The following is a 15,216-nucleotide window of genomic DNA, read 5'->3' as shown; positions in this document are numbered from 1 at the left end:
ACATAAAATTCTGAGGTTATGAAAATGCAGTCCGTAATTATCGAAGAAACGAACAAGCCCGGTATCGTCCCTGTTAACGGCAAGGATTACATGCTCGATGCCAAGGGTTCCCTCGTACCACTCGAACTGGTGAAGCCAGCCGACAAGCTGGAAGACGAAACCGTGCGCAAGATCATGGCATTTGCCGACGAGCTTAACGCTCAGATCAGCCGGTTTCGCGGTCACACCATGACTGACCTGGGCGAATTTGATGCGCTCCTAGAACAGGAATACCACGCCAAAAAGGGTGGTCAGAAGGGCAATCGCACCTATCAGACGTTCGATGGCCTGCTAAAGGTGCAGGTCGCTGTGTCTGATTTCATCGACTTCGGGCCGCAGCTCCAGATCGCCAAGAAGCTGCTCGACGATTGCCTGAACGAATGGTCAGCCGACAGCCGCCCGGAAATCCGCGCTGTCATAACGAAGGCCTTCAACACCGAGAAAGAAGGCACCGTAAACCGCTCGGAAATTTTCATGCTCTTGCGCCTCGATATTCAGGACCCACGTTGGCAGGAAGCGATGCGGGCGATCCGCGAGGCGATGCGCATTACCGGCAGCAAGGAATATGTGCGTTTTTATAAAAGGGACGCTGTGACAGACGGATGGCGGGCCATCACGATTGATTTGGCGAGGGCCTAGGAAATGTTCCTGTCAATCAACCTTATACAATTTCGCCAACTTATCGAACCCCTGTTCAAAGGCTTCAAGATGAGCGCGCACCGCCGGATGTCTACGGACAAGGTCCTCCCGAACCATTTCACGATTTCTATCGCTCATGACGTAGTTTTCCTTAACGCCAGGAAGGACATCAAAAGTGAAAACATCCCCGTTTTTGGCGGCCAAAATCAGCACGTTTTCAGAATATTTGCTAAGCCGCTCTTTGAGAGAGCCATACTGTGTCTGAAGGTGCCCGTCGAAAAGGTTTTCGATAGCTTTGAAATGATCACTAGTAAGGGCGGACATCAAGCTAATGCTGGACCATCTCAAAACTCCAACCCGCATCACACTGTTTTGGTCGAGGTCGCCTGGACTTTGTGTGTCGGGAAGAGTCCCGTCTTTAATGACAACTCGGTGTCCTGCAACAGATTGGAAAAGAGTTTTCGCGCGAGCAATCTTGAGCTTATCCGGACGGCTCTGCAGCTCCAGAGTTTGGTCGTGTCTTATTTGCTGGCGCTCATCAATTTCCTGACCGGACCTAATTGTGAAAAATGCCGCCCCGATCGCCAATACACCCGTGATCAACGTCTGGAAGTCGTAAACGAAATTCCTCCAATTATCCTCGCCCTTGCGGACGGAGATTTCTGGAGTGGCACCAAACAGAACGGGAAGAAGAGCAGCTGCAGCCAAGACGATGGCGAGCAAAGTCAGCACTCTTTTTTTGTGGATTTTGGTCATCGTGTTCCCCGATCTCATCGCCATTACAACCTCTCTCACTTTTCTAGCGAGTCTGGAAGCGGCCGAAGGGTTGGTGCCTGATGGGAGCGAGAAAACCTATCCTTGGCTATCCGTCGCGCACCGCAGCCGTTATCGACATGCGGGGCAAAGGCCTTTCGATCTCCAACATTGCCGAAAGGCTCTCGATAACCTCGTCAGCAGTGTCGGCGTTGGAGGTTTCCAACACCCGTAAAGAAACCCGCAGAGCTGAAAGTTTCGGGATCGAAGGTCATCGCGCCGTTCAGGTGAGCAACGAAGCCTATCGCCGTCTGAGGCCGTATGCGGCGCGGCGGGACATGTCGGTCGACACCCTCATTCAGACGATAATCGAAATTGCGGTGGATGAAGACATGGTGGCGGCCATTCTCGATGATGGGAAAAGCTGATGGCCCATATTGTTTGTTACCGATCGGGCGAGGCCTTCGTTTCCCGTCGCATTCCCAAAGGCTCGATGAAGATCGTGACCGGCCACGGTCGCCGTCTTCTTCGCATCCTGTCTGTCTGTGCGCGCCACGCATATGACGGCAAGACACTTCTGGTTCCCGGCCTGCCTGAAGCCGACAGCGACTTGCAGGCGATCGAGGCGGTGAAGGGTTTCGAGGTCATGCTTCGGAAGCGTCTTGCGCAAGGTCCGCATCGCCGGACGAAGGGACGGAAGCTGTTATGAGCAAGCAACGCCCCATCCCATCCGCGTACACGCGCGGGTGGGTGCTTTGCAGTCCCGCAGGAATACTTCAGCCGGGCACTCTGCGTCAGTCCAGCGCCGACGCGATCGCTGCCAAGTATCGCGTTAGAAAGACACGAGAGAGGGTCTGGGCTGATGCTCAGGCCAAAGGCTGGACGGTTCGGTTTATCTACGTCCGGTTTTTCGTACCGGTTTTCAAATCCACCAATCCAACCACAGAAATGAGCGAGGTTCACGATGTCGAGGACGTATGACGCCAACCACATTCTGGCGGCCCTGATCGAAGAATATCAGCGTGAAGAGCATTTCATCTTTAACGAAGGCGGCAAGGTTTTTGCCCGCCTGATCACCGGCGATCATGACGGCGCGCAGCCTTCAGCCAGCAAGATCGATTTCTGCCTGACCGACATGGCCCTAAACATCGCAGAGAGGCTTTCGCTATGAGCAAGACGATTGCAGCCATCAAGATCGAACAGAAGAAGGCTGGCCTGGACGACGACACCTATCGCGCCAAGCTAATGATCCTGACCGGCAAAGCATCCACGACGGAAATGACAGAGGCCGAGCGGCAGAAGGTCCTTGTGAGCTTTCGCGGCAACCAGCCGAAGGTTACTCCGCTCCGCCAGGACGGCCGCGACGGCAAGCACAAGCTTTCCGGCAAATACCTTCCTAAGATGAGGGCGCTGTGGATCGCCTGCTACAATCTCGGCATTATCGACGATCGCCGCGACAGTGCGCTTGAAGCGTTTGCCATGGGCCGCCAGTTGCCCGCCATCTCGGACATGCGGTTCGTCCACAAGCCTGAAGATGCTGCCAGCGTCATCGAAGCGCTGAAGGGCATGCTGGCTCGCTTTGGTGTCATTTGGAAAGATGCCAGCCAACGCCCAGATTATGAGAAAAGTCACGGTTACCGGATCGCTCGCGCACAGTGGGCTATACTTTCACCAAAAGCGGCAAGGGACTTCTGGGCAGTCGTCACTGACATCGTCAATGAAGACGTGACGCACAGGGACTTCAGCGACGCAGAGTGGATCAACGTGATGAACTACTTTGGCACCCGTATTCGCCGCGAGAAGGCGCAGAACACGAAAGACTAGACTTATGACGAGCCTGCCCGGTCTGTTGGGTGATATTGCAGAAATCGCCGGTGCCACCGTGGCTTTGCAAATCGCGCAAAGCCACGGTGGCACTCGCGTTTCAATCCCACCTCGGGCCGAGGATAATCATTGGCTCACAGAATTGGTCGGTTTCGAGACTGCAAACCTAATTTGCAAAGGCCTTGCAACTCTTGACCCGGATGGCCGTTTGAAAGGTATACACAGCGAAATAATGCCTCTTGGTCCTGCATCTCTTCTAAAAAACGCCCGCCGAAAAGCACTTCAGGCTCTTGACGATGGAAAGAGCGTCCGCGAAGCTGCTAGGCTAGCGGGCTTGCATGAGCGCACCGTTTGGCGCATGAAGTCCGAAAGTGACGACGAGCAGGGCCGCTTGTTTTAAGTGCTGACAACTGTCAGCCCATCTCTTCCCGAACGAACATCCATAGTTGCCTCAGACCACCGGAACGTTTTCCGGTTCACGCTGGGGCAATGAATGAGCAATCCGACATTTGGGGAATGGGCGATCGCAAAGCTACGCGACGCCGGAGCCTATGGCGGTGCCTATGACGGTACCGAAGGCCGCTACTACATCGAGGCGCTGAAGCGTTTCCAATCCGCAGAAGGTCTCAAGGTCACCGGCCGCGCCGACGATGATACCGTCACACGGCTCAGACTGGTACCGAAACCCCGCGCTGATGGGACGCGGCCCGACCATGTCATTGCGACAGTACCACCAAAGAACATCGAACCGATCTGGATGCGCGACGCGCGCCGCTACATCGGCATTACCGAAATTCCCGGTGCAAAATCCAACGCGACCATTATGTCCTGGGCGAAGAAGCTTGGTGGCTGGATCGCGTCTTGGTACACCAGCGACGACACGCCCTGGTGCGGCTTGTTCGTTGGTAACGTCATCGCAACCACACTCCCCGAAGAGCCCTTGCTCGCAAATCCGCTTGGCGCACTGAACTGGAAGAAGTTCGGCGTCGAGGGCCGCATAGCACGCGGCGCAATCCTTGTTTTCGAGCGGACAGGTGGCGGGCATGTGGGCTTTTACGTCGGTGAGGATCGCACACACTATCATGTTCTGGGTGGCAACCAGGACAATGCCGTCAACATCAAGCGCGTCGAGAAAAAGCGCCTTGTTTCTGGCGGCATCCGCTGGCCCAAAACTGGCGAAGCTCCGATCGGCGGCGCGGTGCAGCTCGCGGCTACCGGTGCATCTGCCTCGAAAAGTGAGGCCTGATCCTTGAAGCCTTCTTACAGCACCACCAAAGCACACTTGTTCGCATCTTCATTGATGGCGTGGATCGTCATTTTGTCCCTCACCGCAGGTGCAATCTACGGCTCTGAACAGGCGGTCTCATTCGGCGCGATTGCCGTTCCTGCCATGGCAGCAATGATTGCCGCCATGCTTGGCCTGCACCGCCACTATGGCAGCAAGGACTTTGAAGCCACAGCCATCGCCGAAACCGTTCCGTCTTCGACCTCACCCTACAACGCTCAGGATGATCCTCCATTCCCGGAGGCGCAACGATGATCGCGGCTTGGGCTTCGAAGGCGATCACGCCCCTGATCATTGTTGCTGCCATGCTGGCCGCCGCTGCCTTCCTCGGCTGGCTTACGCTTTCAACTGTGAACTCCATGGTTGAAATCGGCAGGAAAGAAACAGCAGCTGAACGCGACGCCTACTGGACCGGCCGGATTGAGAAGGCAAACGGGCTGGCCGCTGCGGCCGACGCGAACCAAGTCCGCGAAGTCCTTCGGATTGAAAAAGAGGCGACGGACCGACTGGCCGCCGTCACCCAACAGCAAGCTAAACTGGAGAAAGAGAATGCGGCCCTGCCGAATGGTGACGCTTGCGGCCTTGGCCGTGATCGCGTCCGCCTGCTCCCACACTGACGACAAACCGGCTCCGCCAGTCGTCGTCAAATATGTGAAGTCAGATGTGCCGCCATCCTCGCGCATTCCCTGTCCCGTCACACCTCTGCCCGACCGCACCCTTTCTGCCCAGGAAGTGACAACCAGCTGGGGCGCGGATCGTGCCGCCATTCTTACCTGCGATGCCCGGCGTGCCGCTGCGGTTGCCGCGATGGACACCATACCGGCACAGGAGACGACACCATGAATTTCGGCGGCAATGCTGCTTTGGACCTTGCAGCGGAACGCGCCGAGCAGGAACGCGAAACAAAAATAGCTGCTGCGTCTGCTGCAGTGTCAGCCCAGGGCGCAACCATATGCCAGGACTGTCCATCCAAAATTTCCGATGAACGACGTGCTGCGGCACCTTTCGCCCGGCGCTGCATTGAGTGCCAAGAGTCCTATGAACTGGAGAAATGGCACAAATGACAACTGCGGAAATTACCGTCTACGTTAGCCTTGCACTGGGTGTCATCGCCATCTTCGGCCATGTCAAAGTCTGGATGAACTCTGGTGAAAAAGAACTCACCAAAGAAGTCGCAGCGGTGAAGGCGGAAGGCGATTCGCACGAACGCAAGCTCATAGAGCATGACCGTCGCATCCAGGCGATCGAGAGCGACATGAAGCACCTCCCCGATCGGGAGAGCCAGCACCGTTTGGAGCTTGCCCTTGAGAAGGTCAACGGGCGTCTCGACACCCTCAATGAAACGCTGAAGCCGATCAAGGCAAACGGCGAAGCGATGAACGAGCTATTACTGGAAAGGGCTAAGCAGACCAATGTCTAACATCGGTGTTGACTGGTTACGTATGCGCCGCGAACGCGCCCGGCTGATCATATTGAAAGCACTTGCCGAACAGCTGAATGGCACTCTCGACAGCAGCATGATTGAAGAAATCATGCCTACTTTCGCGATCAGCGAAACGCGGCTGTGGGTTCACGAACAAATGGAGTATTTGGCAGAGCGCGACGCGGTGACGATCACCAAAGCCGGTACCGTCATGATCGCCACGCTGAATAAGCGGGGCCGCCGCCATTTGAGGCGTGAAGTCGCGATTGAAGGTGTCCTGCGCCCATCCGAGCCGGGCGAATGAGCATGAAGGGGCGCGGCCGACTTTCCGGTATTGAATTGCTGCCCGAAGCTTGTGCGGATGCGGTCGCCTGGGCAGCGTCTGAGCTCCAGAACAGAGAGCGCACCCAGACCGATATTTACGAAGAATTCGTCGGCAAGCTGGAGCTACTTCATCAGGAGCATCGTGGCGAGTTGGAATTCACCGTTCCTTCGTTTTCGGCATTCAACCGTTATTCGATCCGCCTTGCGACCTTGACGCAGCGGCTTAACCAGACCCGCGAGATTGCTACTACACTTGCCAGCAAATTCGACGCGGCAGCATCCGACGATCTGACCCTGATCGCATCCGAGGCCATCAAGACGCTTGTCTTCGAACTGGTGACCAATGGTGGCGAGGCCGGTTTCGATCCGAAGGGTGCCAAGGCTCTTGCCGATGCCCTTTTCTCAGCCACCCGTGCCCAGGGCGTGTCCACCAACCGCCGCCAGAAGGTCGAGGCTGAGTTTAAGACGCAGGCTGAAGAAGCCGTCGCCAAGGTTGCCAAGGTCAAGGGCCTTTCGGCCGAGACAACGCAGGAAATCCTCTCTGAAATCCTCGGGGTAAAATCCACATGAGTGCGCCAATCACTGAGGTTCAGTGGGCAGAGGCTCGGCGGACCGCCACAGAGGTCTTGCCGGGCCTCGTCAATCAGATCGGCCTGCCAAAAGCGCTGATCTCCTATCAGGCCCGAACGCTGGAGCTGCTCGAAAGCTCTGGCTGCAAGGTGCTGTTTATCGAAAAGAGCCGACGCATCGGCTTGACCTTCGGCTTTGCATCATATGCCGCGCTGCGCGCTGGTCGCTCAAAAGAAGCTGGCGGCATGGATGTTATGTACATCTCCTATTCGCAGGAGATGACACGAGAATTCATTGACGCTTGTGCCATGTGGGCGCGGGCGTTTTCTAACGCTGCCCTTGCAGTTGATGAATTCCTGTTCGACGACAAAGACGAGTCAGGCGACCGGTCGATCCAGGCATTCCGAATCCGGTTTGCATCGGGCTTCGAAATCCTTGCCCTGTCTTCGGCTCCTCGTACCCTTCGTGGTAAGCAGGGCGTCGTCATGATCGACGAAGCCGCATTCGTTGACAGCTTGCCGGAACTGCTGAAGGCGGCGCTGGCGTTCCTTATGTGGGGCGGACAGGTCGTTGTTTGCTCGACGCACAATGGAACCGAAAACGAGTTCAACAAGCAAATTCAGGACATCCTGGCCGGTCGCAAGCCATACGTCCACATGCGTATCGATTTCGACCAGGCGCTAAAGGAAGGCCTTTATGAGCGCATCTGCCTTGTCAACGGCAAGACGTGGACGCCGGAAGACGAAGCCACATGGCGACAGGAAATCATCGCCTTCTATGGTGACGGTGCGGACGAGGAATTGTTCTGCATTCCAACAGCCGGTACCGGAGCCTGGTTGCCCGCACCTTTGATCGAGGCGCGCATGACCGCGTCCAATCCGATTATCCGTTTCGAGTTGCCCGCCAATTACCTGCATCTGTCACGGCTTGAACGCAACATGCTGATGGCGGAGCCGATCCGACAGGTCACGGAAGTGCTGACCTTTCTGAAGCGCGATCGCCGTCACGCATTCGGTTTCGACTTTGCGCGCGTGGCCGACTTATCCGTTGGTACGTTGCTCTCGATCGACAATCTCCTGAAGCGCGAAGAAGTGCTCACGATCGAGATGCGCAACGTTCCCGGTGACGAACAGAAGATGATTATCGGCATGATCCTGAAGGCGGCACCACGCCTTGTCGGTGCGGCTTTCGATGCCACCGGGATGGGTTGGACGGTTGCTGAAGACATGGGCCGCATCTACGGCTTCCGCACCGAAGACAACGATGGCGGCCTCATTGCACCGGTCAAGTTCTCGCAGGACTGGTACCGCTTTAACATGCCGCCGCTGAAGACCGCTTTTGAAGACGAGGGAATGATTGCGCTGATACGCGACGATGATCATCTGACCGATGTTCGTATCGTGCGCGTGGTCAACGGCGTTCCCAAGGTGCCAGACGTTCGCACCGGCGAAGGTTCGAAGAAGCGCCACGGTGACTTTGCCATCGCTCTTGCGCTCGCCCACTGGGCCAGCCGCCAGCAATGGTTCCAATACGAATATATGTCGATCCGCGATCTCTACAGCCAGATGGGTCACAATGGTGGACCCGGCATTGATGACGATTTCGACGATGAAGGCTTTTACGGGAGACAGCATTGGTAGAGCGCACATCATCCATCCTCGGACCGGATGGCGGACCCATCATTCTCAAGACGCTCTCAGAGGAAGTGGCAACACCGACCGTCGCCGGTGTTCGCCGAACGCACGAGGAGCGTGTTGCGACCGGCCTCACCCCGGAGCGGCTTGGCACCATTCTGCGCGATGCAGCTGAAGGCAACGCCCGGTCTTACCTTACCCTGGCCGAGGAAATGGAAGAGAGATATCTTCATTACGCCTCCCAGCTTCAGACGCGACGCCTGGCTATCGAAAGCGTCTCGCTTACGATCGAGGACAATGGGGCAGATACGAAGATCGTGGATGCGATCGAGGATCTGATCAACGACGATGGTTTCATGGAAGCTCGCGGCCATCTGCCCGACGCTATCAACAAGGGCTACGGCGTTTGTGAAATGATGTGGGAGTATGAGCGCAAGATGCTCCGCCCCGTCCAATATGTCGATCGTGACGCCCGCTTCTTCCAGATGGATCGCTTGTCGCTGCGCGAGCTCCGCTTGGCCGTTGACGGCTCGATCGAAGGCGAGCCGCTTGCTGAGGCGAAGTTCATTCGCCACGTCCCACGAACACGTCTCGGCTTGCCACTGCGGCGCGGCATGGCGCGACCTGCCGCGTGGGCTTACATCATCCAGCAATTCGGTTTGCAGGACTGGGCGGCATTCTCCGAAGTCTACGGTATGCCTCTGCGCGTCGGCAAATACAATGCAAACGCCAGTAGCGCGGACAAGCGGACATTGCTGAAGGCGGTTGCGTCCATTGCAAACGATGCTGCCGCGATCATCCCGGCCGGGATGGATATCGAGTTTCATGAGGTCAACGGCGCAAACGGTGCTGCCGTGTTCGGCGGGCTTCTCGAATACATCGACAAGCAGATTTCCAAGCTGGTCGTCGGCCAGACGATGACATCAGACGATGGCTCCTCACTCGGCCAGGCGAAAATCCACAACGAGGTGCGCCTGGAGCTTTTGCGCGCCGATTGCCGCCAGCTCGCGATCACTTTCAACCGCGACCTTATCAAGCCATTCATTGATCTGAACTTTGGCCCGCAGGAACGCTACCCATCTCTCCAACTGCCGGTACCGGACCCTGAAGACGTTGAAGCGCTCTCGTCAGCGCTAGGCGTTCTCATCCCGCTCGGCCTCAGAGTGAAGCAGGACGAAATTCGCGAGAAACTGGGCTTGTCGGACCCACAGAATGGCGATGAGTTGCTGACAGCACCGAAGCCAACCATTGCAGAGCCGGAAACAAAGCCGGATCCAAAACCGGCTCCCAAGACACAAGCAGCCAACGATGCCAAGAAGATCGCCGACGACCAGGACACGAAATCCAAGGTCGCAGCGCTGTCTGCCATCGTCTCCGATCATCGCCGCGCTTGCCATTGTGGTGCCTGCGAAGCGCTGTCAGCTGCCGAGGCCGGAGAGCCGGACGCGCTTGACCAACTCGACACCCTGTTTGCCAGCGCGATGGACGATTGGCAGGAGATGGTCAATCCGATCGTCCAGCCGATCGCCGCCATCATCGAGACGGCAGGCAGCTTCGAGGAGGCTTTAAAGATGCTTCAAACGCAGCTTCCAGACACTTCGAAGCTTGCTGAACGCCTCGGCCGGTTGACTGCGATCGCCCGTGGCGTCGGCGACATAGCGGACTGATCGATGGCTGACATCAAACGCGGCTTTGCGCCGCCATCATCGGTCACTGACTATTTCGACGGCAAGAGCAACGCCCCCGCTTTTTCGTGGCTGGAGGTCTGGGCCGAAGAGCATGCCTACAAGTTCACTGTTGCCAAGGCGGTCGAGCTCGATGTGCTGAACGCGTTTCGCTCGACGATATCGTCCTCGCTCGCGAGCGGCCGTGGCTTCGAGAACTGGAAACCCGAGATCGAGAAGGAACTGACGAAACTCGGCTGGTGGGGGCCACGCATGGTTTCCGATCCCTCGGGCGTCGATCCCGATCGGATGGTGAACTTCGCCAGCGATCGGCGGCTGCGGAATATCTTCTGGTCAAATATGAACAGCGCCCGATCGGCGGGGCAATGGGAACGAGCGCAGCGTTCGAAGGCGGTCTTGCCTTATGCGCTGTATCTGCGCACCACGTCTTCTGATCCCCGCCGCGAGCATCTCGTATGGGTAGGCGTCATCCTGCCGATTGATCATCCGTTCTGGACCACGCACTGGCCGCCGAATGGTTGGGGCTGCAAATGCCAGATCAGGATGATCTCTGCCCGAGAAGCCAAAACGCTGATCGGCACCAAGCGCATCGTTGGGACTGACGAGGACGGTAACGATATCTCGGTTTGGTACACCGACCAGCCGCCAGAGCTTGGACCGGACATCTCCTTCACTAACCGTCGCACTGGCGAAGTATCGAAGGTGCCACCCGGCATCGATGCGGGCTGGGCAACCAATCCCGGCCTGTCGAGGACATCGACGCTCATTCAGAATTTCGAGGCGAAGCTTGCTGCGGCCGACCAGGTGGACGCCACTCGTGTCCTGAAGGAGCTTTGGGACGATCCGTATCTGAAAATCGCTCCGCGTCTTCCGAGCAAGGTCTGGCTCCCGGCCGGTCACAGTCCGGCCCTTGCCAGCGAATTGGGTGCCGCATCGCCCGTTGTATCAGTCACCAGTGAGGCGATTGCCGAGCGCATCGAGCGGCACAAGATGCCGGTCGAGGATTTCAGTGTCTTGCCGGAGATGATTGAGAACGGAGCCGTCCTGGCAGACATTGCCGGTAAGGCGAACACGCGCACGATTCTGTGGCGTTTTGGGAAAGAGTTCTGGAGAAGCTTTGTTTCGGTTTCGCAGAACGGATATCTTCGAGTGAATTCGCTTCACCAGAAGGATGAGGGCGAGCTTCGTCGCCAACTGAAGCGGGCGGAACTGGATTGGCCGTTTAAGGATTGAAGCGTGGCAGGGAGGGACCGCACCCGGTAAACCGGCTCCCCTCCATTGGTCATCGAGGACAACGGGTTTCGCCGCCACGCATTCTGAATATAAGCTGGAAATATCAATTTCGCAATTATTGCCCGAGCATTTTTAGAATGCGGCGTGCTTGTGCTTCCGCAGCGGCTCGTTCAGTTTTATCGACGTTCTCTCGGCCGCAATAATGTTTTAAGTTCGTGGCGTCAGTGAAGTCAGCGGACAGGTGGCCGCTCTCCACGATCACAAACCGCCAAGCGCACCCCAATACTTTGTTTTGGCGAATGGCTCCATTACACCCCGTGGAAAGGCAAAAGGAAACATTTCGCTGCCCTTGGTATTTTCCGGATGTGGCGTTTTCGTATTCCTTTGGCCAAGTCGTTTTTGTATAAGTGCAATTGCCCGGATCACCGCTCGCGGCACAATCTTGAGAGTCATTGATGTAATCGGATGCAGGTGGCCAATCGGATGCGTGAGCTGCGTTCACCGACATCAACAAGACCACTGCCACGATGTATTTCATTCCCATTCCCCATGTTCAAATCTCATCGACCATAGAGCGGCCACAGGCGCACGGGAAGACCTTCAACGCGCGAAGCTTCGTCTTCACCCGAGAAACGCGCTCACGGGCTTTTAAAATCCCTCAAAATCGATGCGGGGCTTGATCCCGACCCCACAAGCGGATTACATAGTCTCATCCCAGTACGACTGATTGTTTTTCACGGGCTGACACCTGTCAGCCCTAATTTTCGTCGTGGGCGGCTAGATTGCCGTCATGAACAACACGCACCTCACAAATCCCCTATCTTGCCTCGCACCCGAAACGGGCCTTGCCGACGCGCTTACCGGCATTGCCGTTCTCGATGCCTTCACCGCTGACCCTGACGCTGCCACTGCTGAGACAAAGCGCGGGCCGGACTGGATCAAGGTTGCGCCACGTGGCCGCTTCACGGCTCGCGATGGCCGTTCGTTCGAGATCGACCCGGAGCTGCTTGTTTCCCGTTTCAAGACGGATGGCGTTGATCTGCCGATCGACATCGATCATGCGACGGTCAAGAAAGCCATGTTCGGCGACTCTGCGCCTGCTGTTGGTTGGATCAACCAGCTCGATGCCCGTGCCGATGGCCTCTACGGCAAAGCCGAATGGCTCGATGAAGGTGTTCGCGTCCTAACGGCTCGCACTCACCGATACATTTCCCCAACACTTAAAACCGACGACAGCGGCAAGGCCACATGGCTTCACTCCGCAGCACTGGTTGCCGCGCCAGCTGCATCCATGCCCGCCGTCGCATCTGCCAACCTTACCGCAACCACCAAAACGGAAACGAACATGCTTAAAGCTCTCGCCGTCGCCCTTGGCCTTTCTGAAGATGCCTCCGAGGCTTCCTGCCTATCTGCGCTCTCCACCCTGAAATCCCGCGTTGACCCTGCCGTCCACCAGGAGGCGCTCGACCAGGTCAAAACACTGACCGCTAAAATCGAGGACGGCAACAAGGCTGCTCACAAGGGCAAGGTCGATACACTTCTCGAAGACGCCCTGAAGGCTAAGAAGATCAGCCCGGCACAGCGTGACAGCTATGAAGCGCTTGCCACGTCTCAGGAAGGTTTCGACCAGGTCAAGAAACTGATCGAGACGCTCGGCGCTGGTCTTGCCGCATCCGGCCTCGACAATCGCAAGCCTGCCGACCAGACCGCCACGCTGAGCGCCGAAGATCGCGACGTGATGAAACAGCTTGGCCTGTCGGAAGAAGACTATCGCAAGGCGAACGGCCTGACCGCCGCCTGATCCATCTCCAAGACAAGGAAAGCAAGACATGACTGCAATGTCACAGGCCCGCCAGCCGACCGAAGCCGAAGGCCTTCGCTCCCAGGCTCCCGTCAAATCGGCAACCACCATTCTTCAAGGCGCGCTTGTCGTTTCAGAAAACGGTCTTGCCATTCCAGGCAAGCTGGCCACCGGCCTCGTCGTTCTCGGCGTGTCCGAACAGACGGTCAAGAACACCGGCGCTGACGGCGCGCAGAAGGTTCCCTTCCGCCGTGGAACCTTTGGTTTCAACAACCATGGCGCTGATGCCATTTCGGCCGGTGATGTCAACAAGACCGCTTACATCGTCGATGACCAGACGGTCGCAAAGACGGATGCCAGCGGGACGCGCTCGGCCGCTGGCAAGATCATGCACATCGAAGGCGGGCAGATTTTCGTCCGCGTCGGCTACTAACAAACCCCTCCCAGGAGAATTGCCTATGTCGCGCGTAATCACGCCCGAACTACTTGCCGCAGCGCAGCGCGGCTTCAAAACCTCTTTCCAGAAGGGGTTTGCGGGTTACACCGCAATGTACACCACGCTCGCCACCATCGTGAACTCGACCGCCGGTGAGGAAATCTACGGCTGGCTCGGCGACATTCCGAAGCTACGCGAATGGATTGGCGATCGGCAGGTGAAGTCGCTGTCATCCAAGGGTTACACGATCAAGAACCGCAAGTTTGAAGGTTCGTTTGGTGTCAGCCGTGATGACATCGAAGACGACAAGCTTGGTCTGTATGCGCCACGTTTTGAAATGCTCGGCCAGTCCGCCTCGACCCACCCAGACGAAGTTTTGTTCGAACTGATCAACGCGGCCTTCACGACAGAATGCTTTGACGGTCAGTTCTTCTTTGACACCGATCATCCAGTTGGCAAGCCGAATGAGCAGGTCAGCGTGTCAAACATGCAGGCTGGTACCGGCGAAACATGGATTTTGGCCGATATGAGCCGACCGCTCAAACCGTTTATTTTCCAGAAGCGTCGTGACTACGCCTTCACCGCCAAGGAAGACGGTAAGACCTCCGATAGCGTCTGGCTTCGCGACGAATACCTCTACGGCGTAGATGCCCGCGTCTCGGCCGGTTTCGGTTTCTGGCAGATGGCATACGGCTCGAAGGCCGATTTGACGCCTGCCAACCTGCGCGCTGCTTTCACCGCCATGCGCGACTTCACCGATGACGAAGGTCGCAAGCTGAACATCCGCCCGACGCACCTGATCACCGGAAACGGCAATTTCTTCAAGGCGCGTGACATTCTCATGTCTGAGAAAATCGACGGCAGCACCAACACCAACCAGAACCTTGTTCAGATCATGGAAGCCGCGCTGCTCGAATAATCCGGCAGCGGTGCAAACTCCGGCAGCTTCCTCCTCCTCCCGAGCTGCCGGGGTTTTCCGGCAAGCGGCTTTCGAGCCGTTTCCCCGAAAACCCTCAAGATGGAGAAATTCATGTCACCGCGCAAAGCCCCGAAAACCTCAAAGAAGCCGGTCGAGCCGGAAACCTTGAACGGCTCCAACACCCTTCCGGCCATTATCGAGATCGCTGAAAATCAGACGCTTCAGCTTGGCGATATCGTCATGATGGCGCACCAGGTCTCCGGTCTTTCTGTCGGAGCCTGGAACGAACTTGCAGATGACAAACGCGACGAGCAGCTCAAAACCGTGATCGAAAATGTAAAAGCTGCGGTGGCTGGCGGTGCATCGCTTGATGATCTGAAGGAAAAGGCAACGGCCGAGATCACAGAGCGGGAAGGCCAAGAGATCGGCTGGGTTACGGCTGAGCAGGTCCTCATTGTCTCTGCACCTGGTGGACCGCGCCGTCGTGCAGGCTTTGCCTTTGGTCCTGAACCGATTGAGCTGACATTCGAGCAGCTCGGCGACACAAAAGAAACGCGCGAGGAAACGCTCAACGCCTTGCGCGCCGACCCAAAGCTCAAGATCGACGGCCGCATGCGTGAGATCGTCTTAGACGACAACGAGTAAGCCGTT

At 57.0% G+C, this 15,216-nt stretch carries 23 protein-coding genes; 21 read left to right on the top strand and 2 right to left on the bottom strand.

Translation table 11 applies throughout. From position 1 onward, the window contains the following. The first annotated feature begins 24 nt into the window (after window positions 1-24). The gene (locus RQI55_RS00410) at window positions 25-678 is read left to right on the top strand and encodes a DUF3164 family protein (RefSeq protein ID WP_311272358.1); all 654 of its coding nucleotides are present in this window, start codon (window positions 25-27) and stop codon (window positions 676-678) included. 12 nt (window positions 679-690) lie between these two features. On the opposite strand, the gene RQI55_RS00405 is transcribed toward RQI55_RS00410, so the two are convergent. Next, window positions 691-1,434: a hypothetical protein gene (locus RQI55_RS00405; RefSeq protein WP_311272359.1), complete on the bottom strand. Its 744-nt coding sequence runs from the start codon at window positions 1,432-1,434 to the stop codon at window positions 691-693. A gap of 80 nt (window positions 1,435-1,514) precedes the next feature. Here RQI55_RS00405 and RQI55_RS00400 point away from each other — a divergent pair, with 80 nt between their 5' ends. The 16 genes from RQI55_RS00400 to RQI55_RS00325 all read left to right on the top strand — a co-directional run bounded on the left by RQI55_RS00400 (window position 1,515) and on the right by RQI55_RS00325 (window position 11,409). Continuing rightward, window positions 1,515-1,859: a hypothetical protein gene (locus RQI55_RS00400; protein ID WP_311272360.1), complete on the top strand. Its 345-nt coding sequence runs from the start codon at window positions 1,515-1,517 to the stop codon at window positions 1,857-1,859. Continuing rightward, on the top strand, window positions 1,859-2,140 hold the full coding sequence (locus RQI55_RS00395; RefSeq protein WP_311272361.1) for a host nuclease inhibitor protein: 282 nt from the start codon (window positions 1,859-1,861) through the stop codon (window positions 2,138-2,140). Before RQI55_RS00400 ends, RQI55_RS00395 begins: the two co-directional genes overlap by 1 nt. A gap of 255 nt (window positions 2,141-2,395) precedes the next feature. After that, complete coding sequence (locus tag RQI55_RS00390) at window positions 2,396-2,602, top strand: hypothetical protein (RefSeq protein ID WP_311272362.1); 207 nt, start codon at window positions 2,396-2,398, stop codon at window positions 2,600-2,602. After that, the gene (locus RQI55_RS00385; protein WP_311272363.1) at window positions 2,599-3,255 is read left to right on the top strand and encodes a regulatory protein GemA; all 657 of its coding nucleotides are present in this window, start codon (window positions 2,599-2,601) and stop codon (window positions 3,253-3,255) included. Before RQI55_RS00390 ends, RQI55_RS00385 begins: the two co-directional genes overlap by 4 nt. Window positions 3,256-3,259: 4 nt before the next feature. Further along, complete coding sequence (locus RQI55_RS00380) at window positions 3,260-3,655, top strand: helix-turn-helix domain-containing protein (RefSeq protein ID WP_311272364.1); 396 nt, start codon at window positions 3,260-3,262, stop codon at window positions 3,653-3,655. A 93-nt stretch (window positions 3,656-3,748) separates the two neighbouring features. After that, window positions 3,749-4,501 carry a TIGR02594 family protein gene (locus RQI55_RS00375; protein WP_311272365.1) on the top strand — a complete coding sequence of 251 codons (753 nt, stop codon included), beginning with the start codon at window positions 3,749-3,751 and terminating at the stop codon, window positions 4,499-4,501. Window positions 4,502-4,573: 72 nt separating this feature from the next. Then, entirely contained in the window at window positions 4,574-4,795 is a 222-nt protein-coding gene (locus tag RQI55_RS00370) for a hypothetical protein (protein WP_311272366.1), read from the top strand. Beyond that, window positions 4,792-5,157 (top strand): hypothetical protein, encoded by a 366-nt coding sequence (locus RQI55_RS00365; protein WP_311272367.1) that lies wholly within the window; start codon window positions 4,792-4,794, stop codon window positions 5,155-5,157. Before RQI55_RS00370 ends, RQI55_RS00365 begins: the two co-directional genes overlap by 4 nt. After that, window positions 5,129-5,383: a hypothetical protein gene (locus RQI55_RS00360; protein WP_311272368.1), complete on the top strand. Its 255-nt coding sequence runs from the start codon at window positions 5,129-5,131 to the stop codon at window positions 5,381-5,383. Before RQI55_RS00365 ends, RQI55_RS00360 begins: the two co-directional genes overlap by 29 nt. After that, complete coding sequence (locus tag RQI55_RS00355) at window positions 5,380-5,604, top strand: TraR/DksA C4-type zinc finger protein (protein WP_311272369.1); 225 nt, start codon at window positions 5,380-5,382, stop codon at window positions 5,602-5,604. The genes RQI55_RS00360 and RQI55_RS00355 overlap by 4 nt, the downstream gene beginning before the upstream one ends. Next, window positions 5,601-5,960: a DUF2730 family protein gene (locus RQI55_RS00350; protein WP_311272370.1), complete on the top strand. Its 360-nt coding sequence runs from the start codon at window positions 5,601-5,603 to the stop codon at window positions 5,958-5,960. Before RQI55_RS00355 ends, RQI55_RS00350 begins: the two co-directional genes overlap by 4 nt. Beyond that, a complete protein-coding gene (locus RQI55_RS00345) occupies window positions 5,953-6,267 on the top strand; it encodes a hypothetical protein (protein WP_311272371.1) in 315 nt (104 codons plus the stop codon). The genes RQI55_RS00350 and RQI55_RS00345 overlap by 8 nt, the downstream gene beginning before the upstream one ends. Next, complete coding sequence (locus RQI55_RS00340) at window positions 6,264-6,857, top strand: DUF3486 family protein (RefSeq protein ID WP_311272372.1); 594 nt, start codon at window positions 6,264-6,266, stop codon at window positions 6,855-6,857. The genes RQI55_RS00345 and RQI55_RS00340 overlap by 4 nt, the downstream gene beginning before the upstream one ends. Further along, window positions 6,854-8,497 carry a hypothetical protein gene (locus RQI55_RS00335; RefSeq protein ID WP_311272373.1) on the top strand — a complete coding sequence of 548 codons (1,644 nt, stop codon included), beginning with the start codon at window positions 6,854-6,856 and terminating at the stop codon, window positions 8,495-8,497. The genes RQI55_RS00340 and RQI55_RS00335 overlap by 4 nt, the downstream gene beginning before the upstream one ends. Further along, complete coding sequence (locus RQI55_RS00330) at window positions 8,491-10,158, top strand: DUF935 domain-containing protein (RefSeq protein ID WP_311272374.1); 1,668 nt, start codon at window positions 8,491-8,493, stop codon at window positions 10,156-10,158. Before RQI55_RS00335 ends, RQI55_RS00330 begins: the two co-directional genes overlap by 7 nt. A 3-nt stretch (window positions 10,159-10,161) precedes the next feature. After that, the gene (locus RQI55_RS00325; protein WP_311272375.1) at window positions 10,162-11,409 is read left to right on the top strand and encodes a phage minor head protein; all 1,248 of its coding nucleotides are present in this window, start codon (window positions 10,162-10,164) and stop codon (window positions 11,407-11,409) included. Between the two features lie 115 nt (window positions 11,410-11,524). On the opposite strand, the gene RQI55_RS00320 is transcribed toward RQI55_RS00325, so the two are convergent. Continuing rightward, complete coding sequence (locus RQI55_RS00320; RefSeq protein WP_311272376.1) at window positions 11,525-11,947, bottom strand: hypothetical protein; 423 nt, start codon at window positions 11,945-11,947, stop codon at window positions 11,525-11,527. A gap of 252 nt (window positions 11,948-12,199) precedes the next feature. Here RQI55_RS00320 and RQI55_RS00315 point away from each other — a divergent pair, with 252 nt between their 5' ends. The 4 genes from RQI55_RS00315 to RQI55_RS00300 all read left to right on the top strand — a co-directional run bounded on the left by RQI55_RS00315 (window position 12,200) and on the right by RQI55_RS00300 (window position 15,210). Next, window positions 12,200-13,210, top strand: coding sequence for a phage protease (locus RQI55_RS00315; protein ID WP_311272377.1), 1,011 nt, complete (start codon window positions 12,200-12,202; stop codon window positions 13,208-13,210). A 28-nt stretch (window positions 13,211-13,238) separates the two neighbouring features. Then, complete coding sequence (locus RQI55_RS00310; RefSeq protein ID WP_311272378.1) at window positions 13,239-13,643, top strand: hypothetical protein; 405 nt, start codon at window positions 13,239-13,241, stop codon at window positions 13,641-13,643. A gap of 25 nt (window positions 13,644-13,668) precedes the next feature. Beyond that, entirely contained in the window at window positions 13,669-14,565 is an 897-nt protein-coding gene (locus RQI55_RS00305) for a Mu-like prophage major head subunit gpT family protein (RefSeq protein WP_311272379.1), read from the top strand. A 111-nt stretch (window positions 14,566-14,676) separates the two neighbouring features. Continuing rightward, window positions 14,677-15,210 (top strand): hypothetical protein, encoded by a 534-nt coding sequence (locus tag RQI55_RS00300; RefSeq protein ID WP_311272380.1) that lies wholly within the window; start codon window positions 14,677-14,679, stop codon window positions 15,208-15,210. The last annotated feature ends 6 nt before the right edge of the window (window positions 15,211-15,216 follow it).

It is taken from the genome of Rhizobium sp. WCS2018Hpa-16, from assembly GCF_031843705.1.
Classification (GTDB): domain Bacteria; phylum Pseudomonadota; class Alphaproteobacteria; order Rhizobiales; family Rhizobiaceae; genus Agrobacterium; species Agrobacterium tumefaciens_C.
The sequence above is the reverse complement of the archived record's forward strand: the minus strand, read 5'-3'. Positions and strand labels throughout refer to the sequence as shown.

What these genes read in the sequence shown, in the direction of transcription:
- RQI55_RS00410 (WP_311272358.1), top strand. Translation starts at nt 25, where the DNA reads ATGCAGTCCGTAATTATCGAAGAAACGAACAAGCCCGGTATCGTCCCT.
- RQI55_RS00405 (WP_311272359.1), bottom strand. Translation starts at nt 1,434, where the DNA reads ATGACCAAAATCCACAAAAAAAGAGTGCTGACTTTGCTCGCCATCGTC.
- RQI55_RS00400 (WP_311272360.1), top strand. Translation starts at nt 1,515, where the DNA reads ATGGGAGCGAGAAAACCTATCCTTGGCTATCCGTCGCGCACCGCAGCC.
- RQI55_RS00395 (WP_311272361.1), top strand. Translation starts at nt 1,859, where the DNA reads ATGGCCCATATTGTTTGTTACCGATCGGGCGAGGCCTTCGTTTCCCGT.
- RQI55_RS00390 (WP_311272362.1), top strand. Translation starts at nt 2,396, where the DNA reads ATGTCGAGGACGTATGACGCCAACCACATTCTGGCGGCCCTGATCGAA.
- RQI55_RS00385 (WP_311272363.1), top strand. Translation starts at nt 2,599, where the DNA reads ATGAGCAAGACGATTGCAGCCATCAAGATCGAACAGAAGAAGGCTGGC.
- RQI55_RS00380 (WP_311272364.1), top strand. Translation starts at nt 3,260, where the DNA reads ATGACGAGCCTGCCCGGTCTGTTGGGTGATATTGCAGAAATCGCCGGT.
- RQI55_RS00375 (WP_311272365.1), top strand. Translation starts at nt 3,749, where the DNA reads ATGAGCAATCCGACATTTGGGGAATGGGCGATCGCAAAGCTACGCGAC.
- RQI55_RS00365 (WP_311272367.1), top strand. Translation starts at nt 4,792, where the DNA reads ATGATCGCGGCTTGGGCTTCGAAGGCGATCACGCCCCTGATCATTGTT.
- RQI55_RS00355 (WP_311272369.1), top strand. Translation starts at nt 5,380, where the DNA reads ATGAATTTCGGCGGCAATGCTGCTTTGGACCTTGCAGCGGAACGCGCC.
- RQI55_RS00350 (WP_311272370.1), top strand. Translation starts at nt 5,601, where the DNA reads ATGACAACTGCGGAAATTACCGTCTACGTTAGCCTTGCACTGGGTGTC.
- RQI55_RS00345 (WP_311272371.1), top strand. Translation starts at nt 5,953, where the DNA reads ATGTCTAACATCGGTGTTGACTGGTTACGTATGCGCCGCGAACGCGCC.
- RQI55_RS00340 (WP_311272372.1), top strand. Translation starts at nt 6,264, where the DNA reads ATGAGCATGAAGGGGCGCGGCCGACTTTCCGGTATTGAATTGCTGCCC.
- RQI55_RS00335 (WP_311272373.1), top strand. Translation starts at nt 6,854, where the DNA reads ATGAGTGCGCCAATCACTGAGGTTCAGTGGGCAGAGGCTCGGCGGACC.
- RQI55_RS00325 (WP_311272375.1), top strand. Translation starts at nt 10,162, where the DNA reads ATGGCTGACATCAAACGCGGCTTTGCGCCGCCATCATCGGTCACTGAC.
- RQI55_RS00320 (WP_311272376.1), bottom strand. Translation starts at nt 11,947, where the DNA reads ATGAAATACATCGTGGCAGTGGTCTTGTTGATGTCGGTGAACGCAGCT.
- RQI55_RS00315 (WP_311272377.1), top strand. Translation starts at nt 12,200, where the DNA reads ATGAACAACACGCACCTCACAAATCCCCTATCTTGCCTCGCACCCGAA.
- RQI55_RS00310 (WP_311272378.1), top strand. Translation starts at nt 13,239, where the DNA reads ATGACTGCAATGTCACAGGCCCGCCAGCCGACCGAAGCCGAAGGCCTT.
- RQI55_RS00305 (WP_311272379.1), top strand. Translation starts at nt 13,669, where the DNA reads ATGTCGCGCGTAATCACGCCCGAACTACTTGCCGCAGCGCAGCGCGGC.
- RQI55_RS00300 (WP_311272380.1), top strand. Translation starts at nt 14,677, where the DNA reads ATGTCACCGCGCAAAGCCCCGAAAACCTCAAAGAAGCCGGTCGAGCCG.